At 33.6% G+C, this 16,743-nt stretch carries 22 protein-coding genes and 1 pseudogene; 8 read left to right on the forward strand and 15 right to left on the reverse strand.

What is annotated here, in order from left to right:
• Positions 1–2 precede the first annotated feature (2 nt).
• Entirely contained in the window at positions 3–266 is a 264-nt protein-coding gene (locus tag UP17_RS20990) for a hypothetical protein (protein ID WP_167556000.1), read from the forward strand.
• Positions 267–299: 33 nt separating this feature from the next.
• Here the strand turns inward: UP17_RS20990 and UP17_RS28400 are convergent, their stop codons facing one another.
• Together UP17_RS28400 and UP17_RS20995 are read right to left on the reverse strand one after the other, a co-directional pair.
• A complete protein-coding gene (locus UP17_RS28400; RefSeq protein WP_089365001.1) occupies positions 300–449 on the reverse strand; it encodes a hypothetical protein in 150 nt (49 codons plus the stop codon).
• A gap of 409 nt (positions 450–858) precedes the next feature.
• Positions 859–1,269 (reverse strand): Lrp/AsnC family transcriptional regulator, encoded by a 411-nt coding sequence (locus tag UP17_RS20995; protein ID WP_061465002.1) that lies wholly within the window; start codon positions 1,267–1,269, stop codon positions 859–861.
• Positions 1,270–1,386: 117 nt separating this feature from the next.
• On the opposite strand from UP17_RS20995, the gene UP17_RS21000 reads away from it, so the two are divergent.
• The 3 genes from UP17_RS21000 (at position 1,387) to UP17_RS27940 (ending at position 3,763) form a co-directional block, all read left to right on the forward strand.
• Positions 1,387–2,160: an MBL fold metallo-hydrolase gene (locus UP17_RS21000; RefSeq protein WP_061465004.1), complete on the forward strand. Its 774-nt coding sequence runs from the start codon at positions 1,387–1,389 to the stop codon at positions 2,158–2,160.
• 24 nt (positions 2,161–2,184) lie between these two features.
• Positions 2,185–3,390, forward strand: a complete 1,206-nt coding sequence (locus UP17_RS21005; RefSeq protein WP_155727418.1) for an MFS transporter — start codon at positions 2,185–2,187, stop codon at positions 3,388–3,390.
• Between the two features lie 169 nt (positions 3,391–3,559).
• A complete protein-coding gene (locus UP17_RS27940; RefSeq protein WP_155727420.1) occupies positions 3,560–3,763 on the forward strand; it encodes a helix-turn-helix domain-containing protein in 204 nt (67 codons plus the stop codon).
• 524 nt (positions 3,764–4,287) lie between these two features.
• Here the strand turns inward: UP17_RS27940 and UP17_RS21010 are convergent.
• Positions 4,288–4,491: a hypothetical protein gene (locus UP17_RS21010; RefSeq protein WP_061465007.1), complete on the reverse strand. Its 204-nt coding sequence runs from the start codon at positions 4,489–4,491 to the stop codon at positions 4,288–4,290.
• 132 nt (positions 4,492–4,623) lie between these two features.
• Positions 4,624–4,806 carry a hypothetical protein gene (locus tag UP17_RS21015; RefSeq protein ID WP_061465009.1) on the reverse strand — a complete coding sequence of 61 codons (183 nt, stop codon included), beginning with the start codon at positions 4,804–4,806 and terminating at the stop codon, positions 4,624–4,626.
• 212 nt (positions 4,807–5,018) lie between these two features.
• Here UP17_RS21015 and UP17_RS21020 point away from each other — a divergent pair, with 212 nt between their 5' ends.
• Entirely contained in the window at positions 5,019–5,636 is a 618-nt protein-coding gene (locus UP17_RS21020) for a cell wall hydrolase (protein WP_250211713.1), read from the forward strand.
• Positions 5,637–6,518: 882 nt separating this feature from the next.
• Here the strand turns inward: UP17_RS21020 and UP17_RS21025 are convergent.
• Entirely contained in the window at positions 6,519–7,292 is a 774-nt protein-coding gene (locus tag UP17_RS21025; RefSeq protein WP_081108917.1) for a GNAT family N-acetyltransferase, read from the reverse strand.
• A gap of 118 nt (positions 7,293–7,410) precedes the next feature.
• On the reverse strand, positions 7,411–7,638 hold the full coding sequence (locus tag UP17_RS21030) for a hypothetical protein (RefSeq protein WP_061465011.1): 228 nt from the start codon (positions 7,636–7,638) through the stop codon (positions 7,411–7,413).
• 168 nt (positions 7,639–7,806) lie between these two features.
• Here UP17_RS21030 and UP17_RS28405 point away from each other — a divergent pair, with 168 nt between their 5' ends.
• The gene (locus tag UP17_RS28405) at positions 7,807–7,965 is read left to right on the forward strand and encodes a hypothetical protein (protein WP_167556001.1); all 159 of its coding nucleotides are present in this window, start codon (positions 7,807–7,809) and stop codon (positions 7,963–7,965) included.
• A gap of 182 nt (positions 7,966–8,147) precedes the next feature.
• On the opposite strand, the gene UP17_RS21035 is transcribed toward UP17_RS28405, so the two are convergent.
• The 8 genes and pseudogenes from UP17_RS21035 to UP17_RS21060 form a co-directional block, all read right to left on the reverse strand.
• A complete protein-coding gene (locus UP17_RS21035; RefSeq protein WP_061465013.1) occupies positions 8,148–8,453 on the reverse strand; it encodes a hypothetical protein in 306 nt (101 codons plus the stop codon).
• A 591-nt stretch (positions 8,454–9,044) separates the two neighbouring features.
• Positions 9,045–9,246 (reverse strand): annotated as a pseudogene (locus UP17_RS29015) (MMPL family transporter); the annotation flags it as partial.
• Between the two features lie 100 nt (positions 9,247–9,346).
• Positions 9,347–9,913, reverse strand: coding sequence for a TetR/AcrR family transcriptional regulator (locus UP17_RS21040; RefSeq protein WP_061465015.1), 567 nt, complete (start codon positions 9,911–9,913; stop codon positions 9,347–9,349).
• Between the two features lie 203 nt (positions 9,914–10,116).
• Entirely contained in the window at positions 10,117–11,385 is a 1,269-nt protein-coding gene (locus tag UP17_RS21045) for an amidohydrolase family protein (RefSeq protein WP_061465017.1), read from the reverse strand.
• Between the two features lie 169 nt (positions 11,386–11,554).
• Entirely contained in the window at positions 11,555–11,902 is a 348-nt protein-coding gene (locus UP17_RS21050; protein WP_061466228.1) for a VOC family protein, read from the reverse strand.
• Between the two features lie 246 nt (positions 11,903–12,148).
• Positions 12,149–12,784, reverse strand: a complete 636-nt coding sequence (locus UP17_RS21055; RefSeq protein ID WP_061465019.1) for an FMN-dependent NADH-azoreductase — start codon at positions 12,782–12,784, stop codon at positions 12,149–12,151.
• Positions 12,785–13,407: 623 nt separating this feature from the next.
• Positions 13,408–13,554, reverse strand: coding sequence for a hypothetical protein (locus UP17_RS27950; protein WP_155727424.1), 147 nt, complete (start codon positions 13,552–13,554; stop codon positions 13,408–13,410).
• A 130-nt stretch (positions 13,555–13,684) separates the two neighbouring features.
• A complete protein-coding gene (locus UP17_RS21060; protein ID WP_061465021.1) occupies positions 13,685–13,963 on the reverse strand; it encodes a hypothetical protein in 279 nt (92 codons plus the stop codon).
• Between the two features lie 216 nt (positions 13,964–14,179).
• On the opposite strand from UP17_RS21060, the gene UP17_RS21065 reads away from it, so the two are divergent.
• A complete protein-coding gene (locus UP17_RS21065; protein ID WP_061465023.1) occupies positions 14,180–15,004 on the forward strand; it encodes an MBL fold metallo-hydrolase in 825 nt (274 codons plus the stop codon).
• 372 nt (positions 15,005–15,376) lie between these two features.
• Here the strand turns inward: UP17_RS21065 and UP17_RS21070 are convergent, their stop codons facing one another.
• Positions 15,377–15,817: an SRPBCC family protein gene (locus UP17_RS21070; protein ID WP_053347531.1), complete on the reverse strand. Its 441-nt coding sequence runs from the start codon at positions 15,815–15,817 to the stop codon at positions 15,377–15,379.
• Positions 15,818–16,203: 386 nt separating this feature from the next.
• Between UP17_RS21070 and UP17_RS21075 the strand changes: the two genes are divergently transcribed.
• Positions 16,204–16,530 carry a hypothetical protein gene (locus UP17_RS21075; RefSeq protein WP_061465024.1) on the forward strand — a complete coding sequence of 109 codons (327 nt, stop codon included), beginning with the start codon at positions 16,204–16,206 and terminating at the stop codon, positions 16,528–16,530.
• Positions 16,531–16,743 lie beyond the last annotated feature (213 nt).

Raw genomic sequence — 16,743 nt, forward strand, 5'->3', positions numbered from 1 at the left:
TGTTGAGAAAGTATCTTGCTGAAAAGATCGAGACTTATCTTTTTATTCAGCTACCTAAGCCAAGTGAGTATCCAAATGTTTTAAAAATTTCTGCTGGAGATTACTGGTGTATCCAAAATAACGGCTGGTCTATTGATTCTGCTACTGAAATTTTTAGTGAGGAATGGATATCTGATGACGGGTTTTTTGTCATCGAATCTGAAATTTATGGGAATAATAAACTCTATCATCAATTGAAAAAAGAACTTCGAATAAGAAAAACATAGGGAGATTTTAGTCTTCCTATGTTTTCATTCATATTATTTATCTGTTTGTTTTTGCTTCTTTTTCAAATACTCCGCACGTATTTTTTCAAGGTGCTGCTTTTTATCAAATTTGGCAGGCGCCTGTTTTTCATGAAACTTTGTCACAGCTACCTTACCTTTGGTATCCAATTGATATTTTCCCACTTTGTTCACCTACTTTTCTTGTCTTTAAAGAGAATCTATTCATTAAATATAATATACCTTATTTTACTGAAGTAAACCTTATTACTTTATTAGTGTACTGCTACCTTTGCATATATCAGTAAAAACATTAAAAACTTAGTAAAATAATTCATCCAATTGTTCGGTAAATAAGGTTTAAAATATTAAAACAATCTAAGTCTACTCCAGCTTTTAAATGGTTCTTAATGCTAATAACCAATACGTTCTCGATGATTTCAAATTTAGGTTTCTGAGTGCAAATATTGTTTTTTTGCACAGTCTTTTTACTACTTGTTTAAAAAAATCTACATCCCCAATATTTTTCTCCAAAAAATCACCCTAACACACCCGTTAGTTTAAGTATATTTGTTCACAAACTCCCCATATTGCACTATTTATTAATAACAATTGATAATTTATAATTTGCATGCTCGTTTAAGTCTTCCAAAAATTGATTTAAAAGTTCATTTGATGGAAATTTGCATTCGAGTAGATAACAGCCATCTCCACTGATTTTATAGTTATTTATGATGTATTGTTCTCGTGTTTTTATGAACGACAGATAAGGTTGGTGATAAGTGCTTTGTGTAATGATAGTAATAAAAGCATGGATAAAACAACCTAATTTTAGTTGATTAATTTTAATGGCATATCCCTCAATCACTCCATTATCCTCCAATTTAGCAACTCTAGATGCAGCTGCTTGACCAGTCAAATGGACTTTCTCCCCCAATTCTTTCATCGTGATTCGACTGTTTTTGGATAGTTCATGTAAGATACCCATATCCGTATTATCTAACATTTATTCAAATCCTTTCAATTATCAAGTCAAAGGGCCAAAAGACTTGATTTTATCTATGTATTTGCTAATTGTCCATAGTATAAACTATACGTAGATTAAAGAATAGGAGCGATAAAAATGAAAATCAAACAAATTCGAAATGCCACACTTGTTGTCGAATATGCAGGCAAAAAGTTTTTAATAGATCCGATGTTAGCTGAGAAAGGTACGTACCCACCGTTCCCAAATTCATTAAGACAAGATCAATTTAATCCTTTATTTAGTTTACCAACATCGATTGAAAATATTATTCATGATATAGATGCTGTCATTGTCACTCACCTACATCTTGACCACTTTGATGATGTTGCCAAAGAGGTATTGCCAAAAGATATCAAAATGTTTGTTCAAAATGAGGAAGATGCTACAGAAGTTAGAAACGCCGGTTTCCAAAATGTAGAGGTTTTACAAGAAGATACAGTCTTTGAGGGTATCCAATTAATCAAAACAAAAGGCGAGCACGGAAGAGGAGAAATATTAAAACTTGCTGGTTTAGTATGTGGCGTTGTCTTCAAACACTCAAATGAAAAAACGTTATATGTAGCTGGAGATACAGTATGGTATGACGCAGTCCAAGAAGTGATTGATACAAATAAACCAGAAATCATTGCTGTAAATGGTGGAAATAATCAATTCTTTGAAGGCGGTTCTCTCATCATGGGGAAAGAGGATATCTATGAAGTGTACAAGTCTGCCCCTAACGCTCAGATTATTGTGAGCCACATGGAAGCCGTCAATCACTGGACACTATCAAAAAAAGAATTAAAAAGCTTTCTTGATGAAAAGGGAATCTCTTCTACTGTTTTAATCCCAGATGATGGCGAATCATACTCATTATCGGTTGAAAAATGAACAAAAATATCATGAAGGGAGGAGATGAAAATGCAAACAAAATCTAAAGTGTGGACGAAAGATTTTATCATTCTTTCTTTAGTTAATTTTTTCTTAACATTAATATTCTTTTTATTAAATGCAACAATCACCCTTTATGCTTTAAATGAATTCAATGCATCTACAAGCCAAGCTGGTCTTGTAGCCGGTATTTTCATTATCGGGGCATTAATCGGTCGTTTGTTTACCGGGCCGTTCATGAATACAATTGGGCTAAAACGAATATTAATGATCGGGTTAATCTTTTTTACATTAACTACATTGTTATACTTTATAGATTACGGGATTTCCTTTCTCATAATGAGCCGGTTCGTAAACGGTATTACAGTGGGTATAGCGACTACCGTAATTGGTACGATTGTCGCCCTCACAATACCGGAATCACGGAGAGGGGAAGGAATTGGCTACTTTGCTGTAAGTACAGCACTGGCTACTGGACTCGGTCCATTCATTGGCCTTTACATGAGTCAGCATAAAAGCTTCGACATGATTTTTAGTTTCAGCCTTGTTTTAGGGATTATTAGCTTAGTAACCGGATTCTTCGTTAATATCCCTTTATTGAAAACAACGAAAATGAAACACGAAAATGTAGGATTTAAGCTTTTCGGCTTCATTGAGCCAAAAGCACTTCCCATTGGTATCATTATCCTTACGATGGCCTTCTGTTTCTCCGGTGTTCTTTCTTATTTAAATTTATATGCTATCAAGTTAGATTTAGTGGATACGGCAAGCTTTTTCTTTATTGTATATACAGCCTCTGTCTTGGTATCGCGGCCATTCACCGGCCGGTTGATGGACAGAAAAGGAGCAAACTTTATTATGTATCCGGCCTTTATCCTTTTTGGAGTCGGAATGCTGCTCCTCAGTTCAGCAAGCAACAGTGTAACCTTCTTATTAGCAGGTGCATTGATTGGTTTTGGCTTTGGTAACATTTTGTCAGTGGGTCAGACAATAGCAATTTATTTGGCTGCACCTCACCGCATGGGCCTCGCCACAGCCACTTTCTTTATATCTTTTGACATAGGTAATGGATTTGGACCTTCTCTTCTTGGATTGGTCATTCCAACAACCGGTTATAATGCCCTGTATGCGATTTTGGGTATCGTCGTCTTTGCAACATCTACCCTCTACTACTTCCTATACGGCAAAAAAGAACGTGCATATCGGTTACGTATGGCTGAATCAAGTTGATAAATGTTTGGCAAAGGACATCCTACAGCAATCTGGATGTCCTTTTAACTTAACTTAACTTAACTTTATATTTTAAGGAGGATTATATGCTTTCAAATTATCGAAAAATATTTAATGAATTAAACGACGTTTTGAAATCGCACAGCAGTTTGCGATTTCAAAACGTGCTGTGAGCCAAGTATTATCAAAACTTGAAGTACAACATTTTATTAAACGAAAGAGCAATCCAAATAATCACCGTGAATTTTTCATCGTGTTAGCTGAAGAGGGATTGACAGCTTATCAAGCATTAATCGAGGAATCCGACGAGGAATTTGTCGAGAAACATTATACAGATATCGACCTAGAAAGTCTTCTATTTCAAAGTCCTTAAAATAGGATAGCGATCTGTATTGATGTCATTTAAGGAAATAATTCATCATGAATCGAAAAGAAAAAGTGTCTAATCGCCTTTATAATTTCAACAGCAAAACTAAAGAAACCTACTTTTAATTAATTCCCTTTGGAAGTCCACTACCTATTAAAAGATAATGGAAGAAAAGTGACTGCGTCATTCAGCCCTGCAGATGGTTCAGTTTCCCTTACTGTTGGTAGTTGTGTTTTTGCATTAAAAAATCTCTAAAAGTTTAGATTAGAGATTTTTTCGTTCTTTTAAAGAACTGACGTTTATATCAGTTGTCTTAGAAATAAGGTAAAAATCATGCTCCAAGCTCATGTTTTCCTCCTTAAAATAAGTTCCTCGTTAGATCTAATAGATTCTTATGGAACTAAACTGCCCTGATAGTTGCATAAAGAAAAAAAAAGAGCTGCCAAAGCAACTCTCTTATTGAAGTAAAGCACCCGTTAGGTCATTAAAGGCTGTCGAGGGTTTCTCAACTGCCTGAGCCAATCACTGAATTAATGATCGGCTTTTTTCTTACCAGAATCTCCAAATAACCAAAGTAAAAGTGAAAGAAATGCTACGAAATAGAATGCGTATGCTAAATTCCCTAACCAATTTATCGTTTGTCCCCTGAAGTATTGCAGACCAGAACTTGCAAGATACTTGAGTATGATACCCACTATACAAATAATGAAGAATCTTTTCTTTGTTATTGCCATAAATTCAAACCACTCCTATTCTTTGGCAGGCAATCCAACTAACCTGCCTCTTTAGTTCCATAAGAAAAAGAGCTGCTGATCAGCTCCTGTTATTGAAGTAAAAGTACCGGTTAGTTTTAAATCAAATTATTTTCACTGTTTATCTTCATTATTACTTCTCTCATTATTTTGAAGATAAATCTTTTTAAGAGTTGAATTTATATTATTCAAAGCAATTAGAATAACCCCCAACATAACAAAGGTTACTATTTCCCCAGTAAACCAAGATACTATTCCTAAAATTACAGCATAAAGAACGTATAACCAATTACTCATTTATTCAATATCCTCCCTAATCCACATAATTAACTAATTTTACCACATAATTTTCATTTTCATTATGGAGCTAACCTGCCCCTATAGTTCATTAAGCCAAAAAGGCCACCGAATTTTTGGTTTAAAATAGGAATAATGTAAGATAAATCTATTTTCCTTGTATGATAAAGTAGAATAGTAGGAAAATGAATCGAAGGATGTGTCATTATTTGATGTTAAATGCTAAAAAAATGTCGTTTGTTGTTTTTATTTGTTTCATGTTTTTTATACCAAATTCAATCTTTGCTCAAGAAATTTTACACAATGGAAGTCAAGGACAAGCAGTTTATGACTTACAAGAAAATTTAAAGAAAATGGGTTACTTTAATAGGCAACCAACAGGGTATTATGGTGCAATTACTGATCATGCAGTTAAACAACTTCAACTAGATTCTGGAATATTACCAGATGGGGTTTTTGGATTCCAAACACAACAAAAATTAAATAGTATTGAAATGATGGCCAGGGTTGTTTATGGAGAAGCTCGAGGAGAAACTTATGAAGGAAAAGTAGCAGTCGCTGCAGTAATTTTGAACCGAATGTCAACGCCAGGTTTTCCTAAAAATACTTACGATGTTATTTTCCAGACAAATGCTTTTACAGCTGTACATGATGGCCAATATTATTTGACCCCAACTAGCTATTCATATCGAGCTGTTATTGATGCATTACAAGGTTGGGATCCTACTCATGGTTCTGTTTATTATTATAATCCGTTCTCGGCAACAGATGAATGGATTTTCACAAGGGAAACAGTCATAAGAATAGGCAACCACTTATTTGCAAAGTAAAACTATACATATTGAGGAATGATATTTTTATAGTTTCGTATTATAAATATCCCATTAACTATATCGTGGGGTATAGTTGAAAGGTCGGGCAGTATTTGCCCGACCTTTTTGGCGGCACCCCCATAAGAAAAAACTGCCTTAATGACAGCTCCGATCTTCAGCTAACGCACCCTTTAGTTGAACAAGAAATTCAATCCTTTTTCTTTATGTAGAAGAAAAAAATCATAATTAATAACCAAAAACCCTATACCTCAAAAACACCCGATGAAGACCACAGTTCACTTACCCCGGAGTATTAAAAGTAATATACGTAAGAATAAATGAAACTACACCCAACAATATTTTTAATTTCACTTTTTACACCTACCCCAAAAGTCTGCTTCTGATATATTACATTTTATATCATCGATGCCTTTATTTACTAAAATAAATGAAATGATTTTATGGAACTATACTGCCCCGATAGTTCCATAAAAAAAGAGCTGCTGAAGCAACTCTGTTATTGAAGTAAAGCATTAGTTCATTAAGGATGGTCTTTATACCATTAGATTATCAAATAAAATTCCTGAACAAATTAACGTAATCCCAATAATAATATGGACTTTTTTTACATTTACTTTTGAATTCTCTAAAATAGTGAATATGATCCCAATTACGCCAATAAATACAACACTTCTTATAAAATAAGATGTATTTACAAGAAAAAGGTTAGGAAACTTCTGATAAAGACTAGATGTAACACCCATAACAAACAAAAAAAGAGGAATTCTTAATTTCCAATATATTTCTACACCTCATTTAATCAAGGAAATTATTACTTTATTTTATCATTGACCAATTCATAAATAAGTTATTGAAATCCATATCTCCAATAAGAACTTTTTACCTTCTAACGAATATCGAATATTCCATTGGATTTTCGAATCCTAATCTTTCAGCCAGCTTTATCGACGCAAAGTTGTTAACAACACAGTCCCAATTGGGTTTCAAATTTCTTTCAATACAATGTCCAATGAATATTTCTGCAACATTTTGAGCTAAGCCCATTCCTCTATACTTATTTTGAGTTGCAATATCAATTTCAGCAAATTGTGATGAACTGAATATAGATGTACACTCACTTACAACGGTATCATTATGTAACAAACAATAACCAAAACCATTCTCAAGAAAATTTGATACTGAACCCCAATATTCATTATAATAAGATTCATTAAATTCCAGACTTTCAGTAATTATTTTTTCATCTATTCTCTTTACTATAAAATCATTGGGTGATTTCCCCTTTTTTATTGTTGAATATGTATCCTTATTAAAATGAAAAGAATATCTCTGCATTTGTCTTAACTCATTTCCAAACAACTTATTTATAACTTGATCCCATTCTTTTGATGGAGAAAACAAAGTGAATCGCATTTTTTCTTTTTTTCTACTTCTAAAAATTTTTAAAAATATGCTGTCAAGGCCATTGTTCCTTTCGTCTCCACCAACAACAAAAATCCCTGAATCAGTTCCAACAATAACTGTTCTCTTTAATTCATCCATATATACCTGTCCAGGAATATAATTATTTAATACAGAGTAAGCAAATGTCGGATAAGTTTTATTATCCTTATTTTCCAGTAAATTCATGGCCTTTTCAAATTCATTATTCATACACTGTTCCCCTTTTGTTTTACTATTCCTCAAACTTTTTGTACTTTCCTTCTCACTAACTTGCCCCCGATAGTTCTTGATGAAGAATTCCGAGGCAACCTCCCTTTTTGAGGAAATCTTATTTTTCACAAGAAAAAATCAAGAATAGTGGAATTCTCATTCGACGTTTATATTCACTTTCACTGCTAAATTCCTCAACTCTTGGAGCGCCTTCTCTAATATCTTCAATCTTGAATCCAGCTAGCTTTAAAAGTTGATAATATTCTTCAAAAGTTCGATGATATTTAACAACCCTTTTATCAATCCACGGTTCTATTCGTTCGCCACTATTAAAATAATCATCCACGATCCAATCTGCTTTTAAAGAAGAAGCTACTGCACTTTTTATTGATGAAGTTAATACAGGATGCTGAACATCCCCTACTTTAAAGGAACTTCGCTCAAATCCTCAGGAATAACGAGTGTTTCTTTGTAAATAATAAGGTTGTTAAACAATAAATTAAGGAGGAGTTGTATGCAACAGGATCAACAACCTCAAGCCAAATTGGGTTCTATTATGAAACCACAATTTTCCGGAACAGATGCACGAAAAGTAAAACAAGAAATTCAAAAAGATGTAAGCGAAGGACAAGGTGCAATGACTTCCCGAGAGGCAGGAGCAATGCGTGATTAAAAAACCACTCTTAGTGGTTTTTTATTTTTCCGCTTCAATTAAACACTTTACATCTCTCATTTCAATTTGATGGAGTTGCTGCAAACTAAATGATTAAGGACGGTTGGTATGAAAGACCAACTCAAGCCATCGACCGTGAATATCTAGCTAAAGAAGTAAAAAAATAAATATAGCAGAAACATCTAGCTCAATACGTGTACATAATGTAAAAAGTTCAATATTAATCCTGTTAAAGCAAATAATAGTCCAATGTAAAACGTCCAAGGATTATCCTCTTTTTCAGAATCAAAGGTCCGGTAAGTAATAAAACCCAATAACAAAGATGCGATAGGAATAATTATATACTGTGGTCCAAAAATAAAGGATACTAGACCTAATAATAGAGTTAGCATCCCATAAGGATTTTGTCCTTTTATAGTATTTAAATGCTCAATTTCCTCCGGGGTCAGGCCTTCGTGTTCGTACTTAGTTATTATTCGTTTAAGCATCCCTTGCACCATCCCTTGAAAAATGATGTATATAACAAAATCAAGCTTACCATAATTGTGAATTATTGGTTATCCTGATTTGTAAAAAAATTGTAGTAACATCACCGTACCCTCTTACAACTTCCCTTATATGAAGGAGCTCTTTTTCAGACAATGTAATTCAACGAACGCACCCGTTACTTTAAGTGTATTAATCCCAAACTTAGCTGCTTTTGTTTAATAAGAGAGATTTGCTCAATACTAATTTTCATTTATTACAGGAATGCTGCCCCTTTAGTTCCATAAAGAAAACGCTGCCTTAAATACAGTTCTGATCTTTAGCTAACGCGTCTATAAGTTGAAGAAATAATAGTCAATAGCTATCCAATAAAAGAGTAATGCACCAATAAACCAAATTAAGTAGTCCTTACGCTTTTTGTCTCTAACTCGTTCATAACAACAGTTTAGAACCTCATTTTACCATAAAAATCCAACAATTGGGTTTAAATATCATTTTACTATTCTCATTGTTTAGTATTTATTTTACAGTTCGAATACAATATGCTTGTTGAACTATCCTGCCCCTAGTTCCATAAGAAAAGGAGCTGCTGGTTTTTTCGTTAAGCCTTTATCGCTTCCACTGTTGAAGACCGCTATAATGGCCATACGTTTCGCCGCCTTTTTTATCCATTTGCTTTATCATCTCTTTAGCAACAGCGCATTTGTTCAGTATCTGGGACCGTAATTTGTCCTTTTTCTTTGGTCAAATGGTCCATATAGGCATTGTTGTTAACGACACAATCGTAACGACTATCCATAAGACAAAGGAGAGGCTTCCCCAACTTTTTCATTTGATTTCACCTTTCTTTATAGAGGAATGAATATTCATTCCATTTATAGAGAAGCTACCCGAATCAAATGACTCTAATAGCATTCCATGCGCTTTCTTCAAGTTCTTTTAATAATTCCGGTGTCTCTGCTAGTTTCCCTGTCTCGATCATCTTAATTAACATTACAATTGGTCCATAAACCATCGCAATTAATGCAGATGACGGTAAGGAGCGAATATATCCTTTTTCCTTTCCATCCTCTATTACTCTTATAATGAAGTACAGAAAGTCATTAAACGTTTCTTTACTATTCTCATCCAGATAATAACCATCGTCATGAGAATTTATAAATATAAAAGCATTCACATTTTTTCTTGCAAAATCAAATATTCTAATTAAAATGTGGGTAAACTGCTCACGTATTGTTGAATTAGAAGGAAAGTCGGTTCTTATGGCTTCAGAAAACTGAAGAACACATTTGATAAATAAAGAATTAACAAGGGATTCTTTATTGGCAAAATAACGATAAATGGTCCCAGCGCCCACTTTTGCTTGGTCAGCTATCATTGGTACTGTGGTTCCATCATAACCACGTTCCGCAAAAAGTTTCATAGCTGCTTCAAAAATATCATCTTGTTTGTTTTTGGACATTTCTCTCACCTCATATTAGGAATGAACATTCATTCTGTTTTTAATTATAGTTTAAAGTTATTAAAAGTCAAGTAGTTTGAAGCTATGAACAGAGGTACTGTCAAAAAAATGCGGATTTACAACCAGTACTAAAAAAACAATCCCTCAGTGATATCAAAATAAGATTTTTTAACCGTACTGAGTGTCATACAAATAAAAAAATTCTATTTCATAGTAATCTCTTTTTGGTGCACGTACTCAATAAATCCATTAACAACTTCCTTATATTTTTGTTCGACTTTTTGTTGATCAATTGTTTGGATTTGGCGTTCTTTCATAATCCACTTACCATCAATCATTACATGTTTGATAGAATCTTCTTTCAAGTAAAGTAATAAATTATGCAGCAATGTAGAATAATGCTCTGTTTCGAGTAATGGTAAAAGAAAATCTTCTTTTTTAATAAATACGAGGTCTGCTTTATAACCTTCTTGAATTTGTCCAACTTCTCGTTCCAGCCCATAAGCCTTTGCACCGTGAGGAATCGCCATTTTAAAAATATTCTCTGCGCTAAACTCTTCTACCGATTGATTGACCTTTAATAAATAATAAGACATCCTCATCGTTTCCCACATATTTGTTTCCGCGTAATCCGTTCCTAAACAAACATTAATTCCTTTTTGTAACATAGATCCTATGTTTGCAATTCCTGCACCTGTAGCTAAATTGGAAACTGGGCAGTGAACAATTGAGCTTCCGTACTTAGCAATGATTTCAAAATCTGAATTAGATAAATATACGCCATGGAAAAGGACTGTTTTGTTATCTAACAAAGATTTTTGATCATAAAGTTCCACACTTGATTTATTAAATTGATTTTTCACTAAATCATTTCGCCACCTATTTTCCATACAATGTGTCATTTTTATATAATCATCATTTTTCTTTTGCATAAGGAATTGTAAAGAGTCCTCTGTAATATCTTCTTCCTCTAATAAATGTGTTCCGAATAGTACATGATGATCTGACTCCAAGTAATCATCAATGGCATCATAGACATCAATGATTCCTCTTATGCCGATATCATTCATAGCTTTACTTAATAATTTAGGGTAATCGCCTGGGTCGGAGTCACTGACAAACGTCACGCCACATCTAATCATATCTAGATAACTCTTCTTTGCGGCCCATACAAAATCTTCTTTTGAGACAATATTATCTATATAATCAAAAAATAATTGTTGGATTTTCCCTTGCTTAGAATCGTTACACCAATCTTGTATGCCCATATCTTTTACCAGACCTCTTGTAAGTGGCGAATAGCTATGAAAATGTGCATTTATTAATCCTGGTAAAATTAGATAGTTCGTACAATCAATTGTCTCCTCAGAATCTATTGTTGATTCGAAATGAATTGTTCCATCAGTAATATAAAGGTCGCCTTTTTCAAATTTCATTTCATTACTTAAAAAGGTTGCATTTTTTAATAACATTATAAAACCCCGTTCTATCTTTATGTATTTATTAAAATAAAGTTTGATCAAAAATCTCCTTAACCCTTAAAAAAACAGCAAATAAAAAATCGTTATTGAAAAAGAATTGATCATTTCTTTTTGAACTAAAGCACCCCTTAGTTCAACAACAAAATTTATTATTATCCTATTACTTCTCCCAAAGCTCAATACGTCTTCCCTCTGGATCTTCAATCCAAATAAACTTTCCAAATTCATTAATCGTCTTTTCCATAGCAAGGGGAACGCCCATTTTTTCTAGATGTTTGATACTGTCATCCAAATTTTCAACTTGAAAGTTTAACATCACTTGTTGTTCTGTTGGAAAATAGGGGTCATTTTCAGAAAAGAAGGAAAAGATAGTTTCACTGCCTGATTGTGGTGTAATAATGGTACCATTCCAATTTTCAATTTCAATTTTCAGGACTTTACTATACCATTTTTTTATATCCTCTAGATTTTTAGTCCTCCAAAAGATTCCCCCAAAACCTTTTATTATCATAAGAATCTCCTTCCTATCCCATTAGTTATTTATTTAAATTCTAGTTTTGAAAGCGAATTCCTTCTTTCACTAACCTTCCTCGTTAGCCATTCATGAAGCGCAAAAATCGGCGCTTCACCACAGAGAATGAAAATTGGTCCCTATATCGATACTGTTTTAATGGCTGGTGAAGAAGGTCGTTAATTATGGTGCCTTTGAGGCCATCCGTTAGTCACTCCACCGACTGTGACACTTCTTTGGAAATTAAAAATTCGGAGCTAAATCTTTTGCTTGTGCAATAGCATTTTCTTTAATTTCTTGTGCTTTATCAGGCATTGCCGCATGACCTTCAACGAATAAACCTTCAAAAGAAGGAACTCCGAAGAATTGCATAATGATATTTAGATATCGGTGACCCATTTCCATTTCAGCTAATGGCCCTTCGGAAAAAATACTTCCGCGAGCTTGAATATGTAGGGCCTTCTTATCAGTTAAAAGGCCAACTGGACCTTGTTCAGTGTATTTAAATGATTTACCAGCAACAGAAACGGAATCAATATATGCTTTCAATACTGGTGGGAATGAAAAATTCCATAAAGGTGTTACAAATATATATTTGTCGGCAGCTATAAATTGCTCACATAACTCTGAGAGTCGGCCAACTTTTGCTTTCTCTTCCGACGAAAGTTCTTCAAACCCCTTTCCTGATTGAAGTTTCCCCCAACCGCTGAAAATATCCACATCAATTTCAGGAATATTTTCTTTATAAAGGTCAATGTTTACAATTTCGTGGCTAGGATTTACTTCTTTATAAGTTTCAATAAATGCTTTTCCCACAGCCATACTGTAAGATTGAGTGTCATCATGAGGATGAGCTGTAATGTACAATACCTTAGTCATTTTGTATCTTCCTTCCCTTCTACATCTTTGAACATTCTAGTTTGTGGTAATAAATTAACATTTATACAATTACCTCGTGATTAATCTAAGGCTCAAAGTGTATAGAAAATAATAATCAATAAATGTTAAAAATTTTCCAGTCTGTTTAGTGAGTGTATAGATGGGAATCTTAGGGGGGCAACAATTATGAAAAAAGTTTGGATGACGGGAATCCCACCCGCTATATAATACGACCTATGCTCGGCCGCACACACACCTGTTAGCTTAAGTAAAAACCTTCACAATCTTGCTAACCTGCCACGTGAGATTAACAATGAAAACAAACTACAATCATAGAAGCTTAAATTAGCAATATTGCTACTCCTGTCTTCCAATTATTAATTCCTTCTTAGCCTTTTCCTTATTTTTAAGCGACCATATAATAATTCCGACCCAATAAAAATATATAACTTGAAGTATCCATAAAGTCACCTCTTATAACAATTTTCCGTAATCAATGTTTAACAATCATTCTTTCTCCATTCTGCCCCGTTAGTGGCATAAGAAAAAGGCTGCCTCAGCAACCTTTCTTATTGAAGTAAAGCATCCGTTAATTGATTAAAAATTAATTCCGACTCAATCAGTTAAAATAAACTCTTTACTAAACGAACTATCATTCTTGGGATAAGAGTTAAGATGTTAAAAATCAATTCAGATAAGATTGAATCACAGATTTCATTCATTAAGCCTTTGAAAAAACCTTTGCCTTTCTTTTTTTCTTTTATCATCATTTGTATCCCCTTTATCTTTCATAATTACTCCAATTATGTTCCAATTCCCTAAACCATTCCTTAATAATTCTGCGCCGTTTATTCAATAAGGAAAGCGATCCCTTATTAAAGAATTGCACCCTACAGATAATTAATGAAGAGGGCTATTGGTCTTTTTTAAAAATCCTTTAATTGTTGTATAAATCGAATATAACAATAACAAACCTCCAAATAGCCATATCCCATATTCTTCACTAGGAAGATATTTATCTAATAAATCATTTAAAAATAGATTTCCCATTATGATTAGGCCTAATGTGAAAAATGTTAAAGACGTTTTTAAAAAATAATTTGTATTAAATTTCTTGTCCTTAAAACAATTAATTAAGCCTATACCCACAGACAATATAATTAAATCAGTGACATTCATACGTCTTAACCTTCTTTTTTATTTTCAGCATAAGCGAAAAAAATTCTATTTCAGATATATAAATATTCCCACCTTGTTGAAATATCCTGTCCCTTTAGTGCATAAGAATAATAGCACGGATGCAGGAAGGGGAATTTGAGCAATAAATTTCAAAATATTCCCTTATTTAATTATAATAATTAATAAAGTTTTTTTGTAAATAAGGGGGAAAGATTTTTGGTTAATTATATTTGTGAAACATGTGGAATCCAATATGAATGTTCTAAAGAAGTACCCAATCAATGTTTGATTTGCAGGGAAGAAAGACAATATATTAGTCCCAAAGGGCAAACATGGACAACATTAGAACAGATGAAAAAAGATGGAATATTTAAAAATTCTATTAATCTTGACGAAGAGGGGTTATATAGCATAAATACTAGTCCGAGTTTTGGAATCGGACAAACTGCTTATTTAATACAAGATAAGAATTTTAATTTATTATGGGACTGTATTACATATATTGATCAAGATACGATTACCCAAATTGAAGATTTAGGTGGAATCGATGCAATAGCGTTATCTCACCCTCATTATTTCTCTAGTCAAGTGGAATGGGCCGAAGCTTTTGACACTCCGATTTATATTCATGAAGATGAAAGAGACTGGGTAACGAGGCCAAGCGAAAAAATCATTTTCTGGTCTGGAGAATCGATTGAATTACAGGAAGGTGTCATCCTTCAACGAATTGGCGGACATTTTAAAGGCGGCACCGTTTTAGAATGGAAAAATGGAAACAGCCAGAACGGAATATTACTGACTGGAGATATCATTCGGATCGTTGCTGATCGTCAATGGGTAAGTTTTATGTATAGTTATCCAAACTTCATCCCAATGCCAAGTGTAACAGTCGAAAGAATCGCAAATCGGGTTATTGATTTTAAATTTGGCCGTTTATATGACGCATTTCACCAAGTAATTAAAGAAGAAGCCCATAACCAAGTTCAAAAATCTGCAACTAGGTATGTTAAAGCACTAAATGGAACATTGTTTACAACATAAATACAAGTACGATAATTAATAATAAATCAAGGATAGTTTTCAATTTCGTCTACCGAAATGATTTAACTTTTTTACAACAGAAATGCTAATATCCGAAATCATAAAACGTTTTACTCAAACTTTATTCCAAACCAACAAAAGCCACCAAATTGGTGGCTTTCTTATGCTACTAACGCTCTGTTAGTTCATTAAGAAAAGCGATTCTGGAATATTGAAAAAAAGAGGCCATCCTTTTTGGACAGCCCCCTTTCCGCTAATTATAAAATTTCTAGTAGAGCTCGATATCATTATATTTGTCACTTCAGAATGTTACCACCTATACTTCAGAGAAGGTATCTCCAAAATGAATTGGTTTTCATTCTTTGAAAAAAACTATGAGAATACTGCAATTTTACGTGCGATAGATTCTGTTAAACGAGATGCTACTTTTGGAACAGCCCATTTAATAATTGGTGTTAACACCGCACCAGATAATCCGCCTGCATGGATTTCCACTGTACAGGTCATTATTGTTTTACCATTAACATCTTCTGCAGTAAAGTGACCGCTTCCTGTAAAATTATCTGATAAACCTTTTAGTTCAAACTTAATATTTGAAGGTTCATTCCATTCGGTAATATCTACCTGCGCTTGTATTGTTTTTTTAATACCTTTCACACTACCTTCAAATGTCCAAATAGATTGCTTGTCATTTATGATTTCATGTTCTTTATAGGCTGGTACTGTCGTTGCCCATTTTTCGAGATCACTGACATAATCCCAAACTGCTTGTACATCTACTGGAACTACTACAGTATGCGTTCCCGTTGCCATTATGATCCCCACCTTCACTATGTATGAATTGTAACTTTACATTTCTACAATATAATTATTACATAAAAAGCATAAACTTACATCACTAATTACATAGCTTTCCTTCTTCCAATCCTCCAATTATTTGTAGAATCAAGTTTTTCCGATCCTCCACAATCCGGCCCTTTAATGGAATAACAGGACTGACGTTTTTAAACGACTTTAATGTCACTTAACAGTATTCCTTATGGAACTATCCTACCACAAGAAAAAGGCTGCCTCAGTTGGGTTAAGTACCCATTATAAACATACATTAGATTTTTCCGTAAAAATTACCAGCTATTTATTAGAAGCTATAGAACATTATAAAAGGGTATGATTTATCTACTTTAAGGAGGTTTTCTAACATGACCAAGAACAATCAACAGCAAAAACAAATAGACACTCAAATACCTGGTGCAAACTTTACTGATACTGAATTAGGACAAGAACTAGCAAATATTCATCAAGAAGTTTCTCAATTAATTCAAACCGTGTCTCAATTTCGAGATTCTCCACAAGGTGCCCAAGCAAATCAAGCTTCAAACTCATCAAAAAAACAGATGGAATCATTTAGTTCTCAAGCTCAACAACAAATGCAGAAAACAGATCAACAAAGTCAACAAGAAGAAGCTCCAAAAGAAAAACACAATATAAGAGATTATGATAGAGCATGGGAAGATGACCGTCTTTAATAGAGGGCATCTTCCTTTAATTCATTGACTCAAGTCCTTCATTTCTTCTTTCACTAACTTATCCCGTTTTTGCTTAAGAAAAGGAGCTTCTGATCAGCTCTTTGTAATAAGTAGTCGAGTAGAAAGGAGCCTTCCTACCTTACGGTAAATTGTACTCCTCCCCCTCACAGAACCGTGCTTGCGCTATTAACGCACACGGCTCCTCCTAGTCAT

The sequence above is a fragment of the Peribacillus simplex genome (assembly GCF_001578185.1).
Taxonomy (GTDB): Bacteria; Bacillota; Bacilli; order Bacillales; family DSM-1321; genus Peribacillus; species Peribacillus simplex_A.

Bases quoted from the DNA above. Each gene is read 5' to 3' on its own strand.
- UP17_RS20995 (WP_061465002.1), bottom strand. From the start codon at position 1,269: ATGTTAGATAATACGGATATGGGTATCTTACATGAACTATCCAAAAAC.
- UP17_RS21035 (WP_061465013.1), bottom strand. From the start codon at position 8,453: ATGCTTAAACGAATAATAACTAAGTACGAACACGAAGGCCTGACCCCG.
- UP17_RS27950 (WP_155727424.1), bottom strand. From the start codon at position 13,554: ATGATGATAAAAGAAAAAAAGAAAGGCAAAGGTTTTTTCAAAGGCTTA.
- UP17_RS21025 (WP_081108917.1), bottom strand. From the start codon at position 7,292: ATGAATAATGAATTTGAAAAGGCCATGAATTTACTGGAAAATAAGGAT.
- UP17_RS21060 (WP_061465021.1), bottom strand. From the start codon at position 13,963: ATGAATGTCACTGATTTAATTATATTGTCTGTGGGTATAGGCTTAATT.
- UP17_RS21000 (WP_061465004.1), top strand. From the start codon at position 1,387: ATGAAAATCAAACAAATTCGAAATGCCACACTTGTTGTCGAATATGCA.
- UP17_RS21040 (WP_061465015.1), bottom strand. From the start codon at position 9,913: ATGTCCAAAAACAAACAAGATGATATTTTTGAAGCAGCTATGAAACTT.
- UP17_RS21075 (WP_061465024.1), top strand. From the start codon at position 16,204: ATGACCAAGAACAATCAACAGCAAAAACAAATAGACACTCAAATACCT.
- UP17_RS21020 (WP_250211713.1), top strand. From the start codon at position 5,019: ATGTTAAATGCTAAAAAAATGTCGTTTGTTGTTTTTATTTGTTTCATG.
- UP17_RS21015 (WP_061465009.1), bottom strand. From the start codon at position 4,806: ATGAGTAATTGGTTATACGTTCTTTATGCTGTAATTTTAGGAATAGTA.
- UP17_RS21055 (WP_061465019.1), bottom strand. From the start codon at position 12,784: ATGACTAAGGTATTGTACATTACAGCTCATCCTCATGATGACACTCAA.
- UP17_RS21070 (WP_053347531.1), bottom strand. From the start codon at position 15,817: ATGGCAACGGGAACGCATACTGTAGTAGTTCCAGTAGATGTACAAGCA.
- UP17_RS21010 (WP_061465007.1), bottom strand. From the start codon at position 4,491: ATGGCAATAACAAAGAAAAGATTCTTCATTATTTGTATAGTGGGTATC.
- UP17_RS28405 (WP_167556001.1), top strand. From the start codon at position 7,807: ATGCAACAGGATCAACAACCTCAAGCCAAATTGGGTTCTATTATGAAA.
- UP17_RS21005 (WP_155727418.1), top strand. From the start codon at position 2,185: ATGAAAATGCAAACAAAATCTAAAGTGTGGACGAAAGATTTTATCATT.
- UP17_RS21045 (WP_061465017.1), bottom strand. From the start codon at position 11,385: ATGTTATTAAAAAATGCAACCTTTTTAAGTAATGAAATGAAATTTGAA.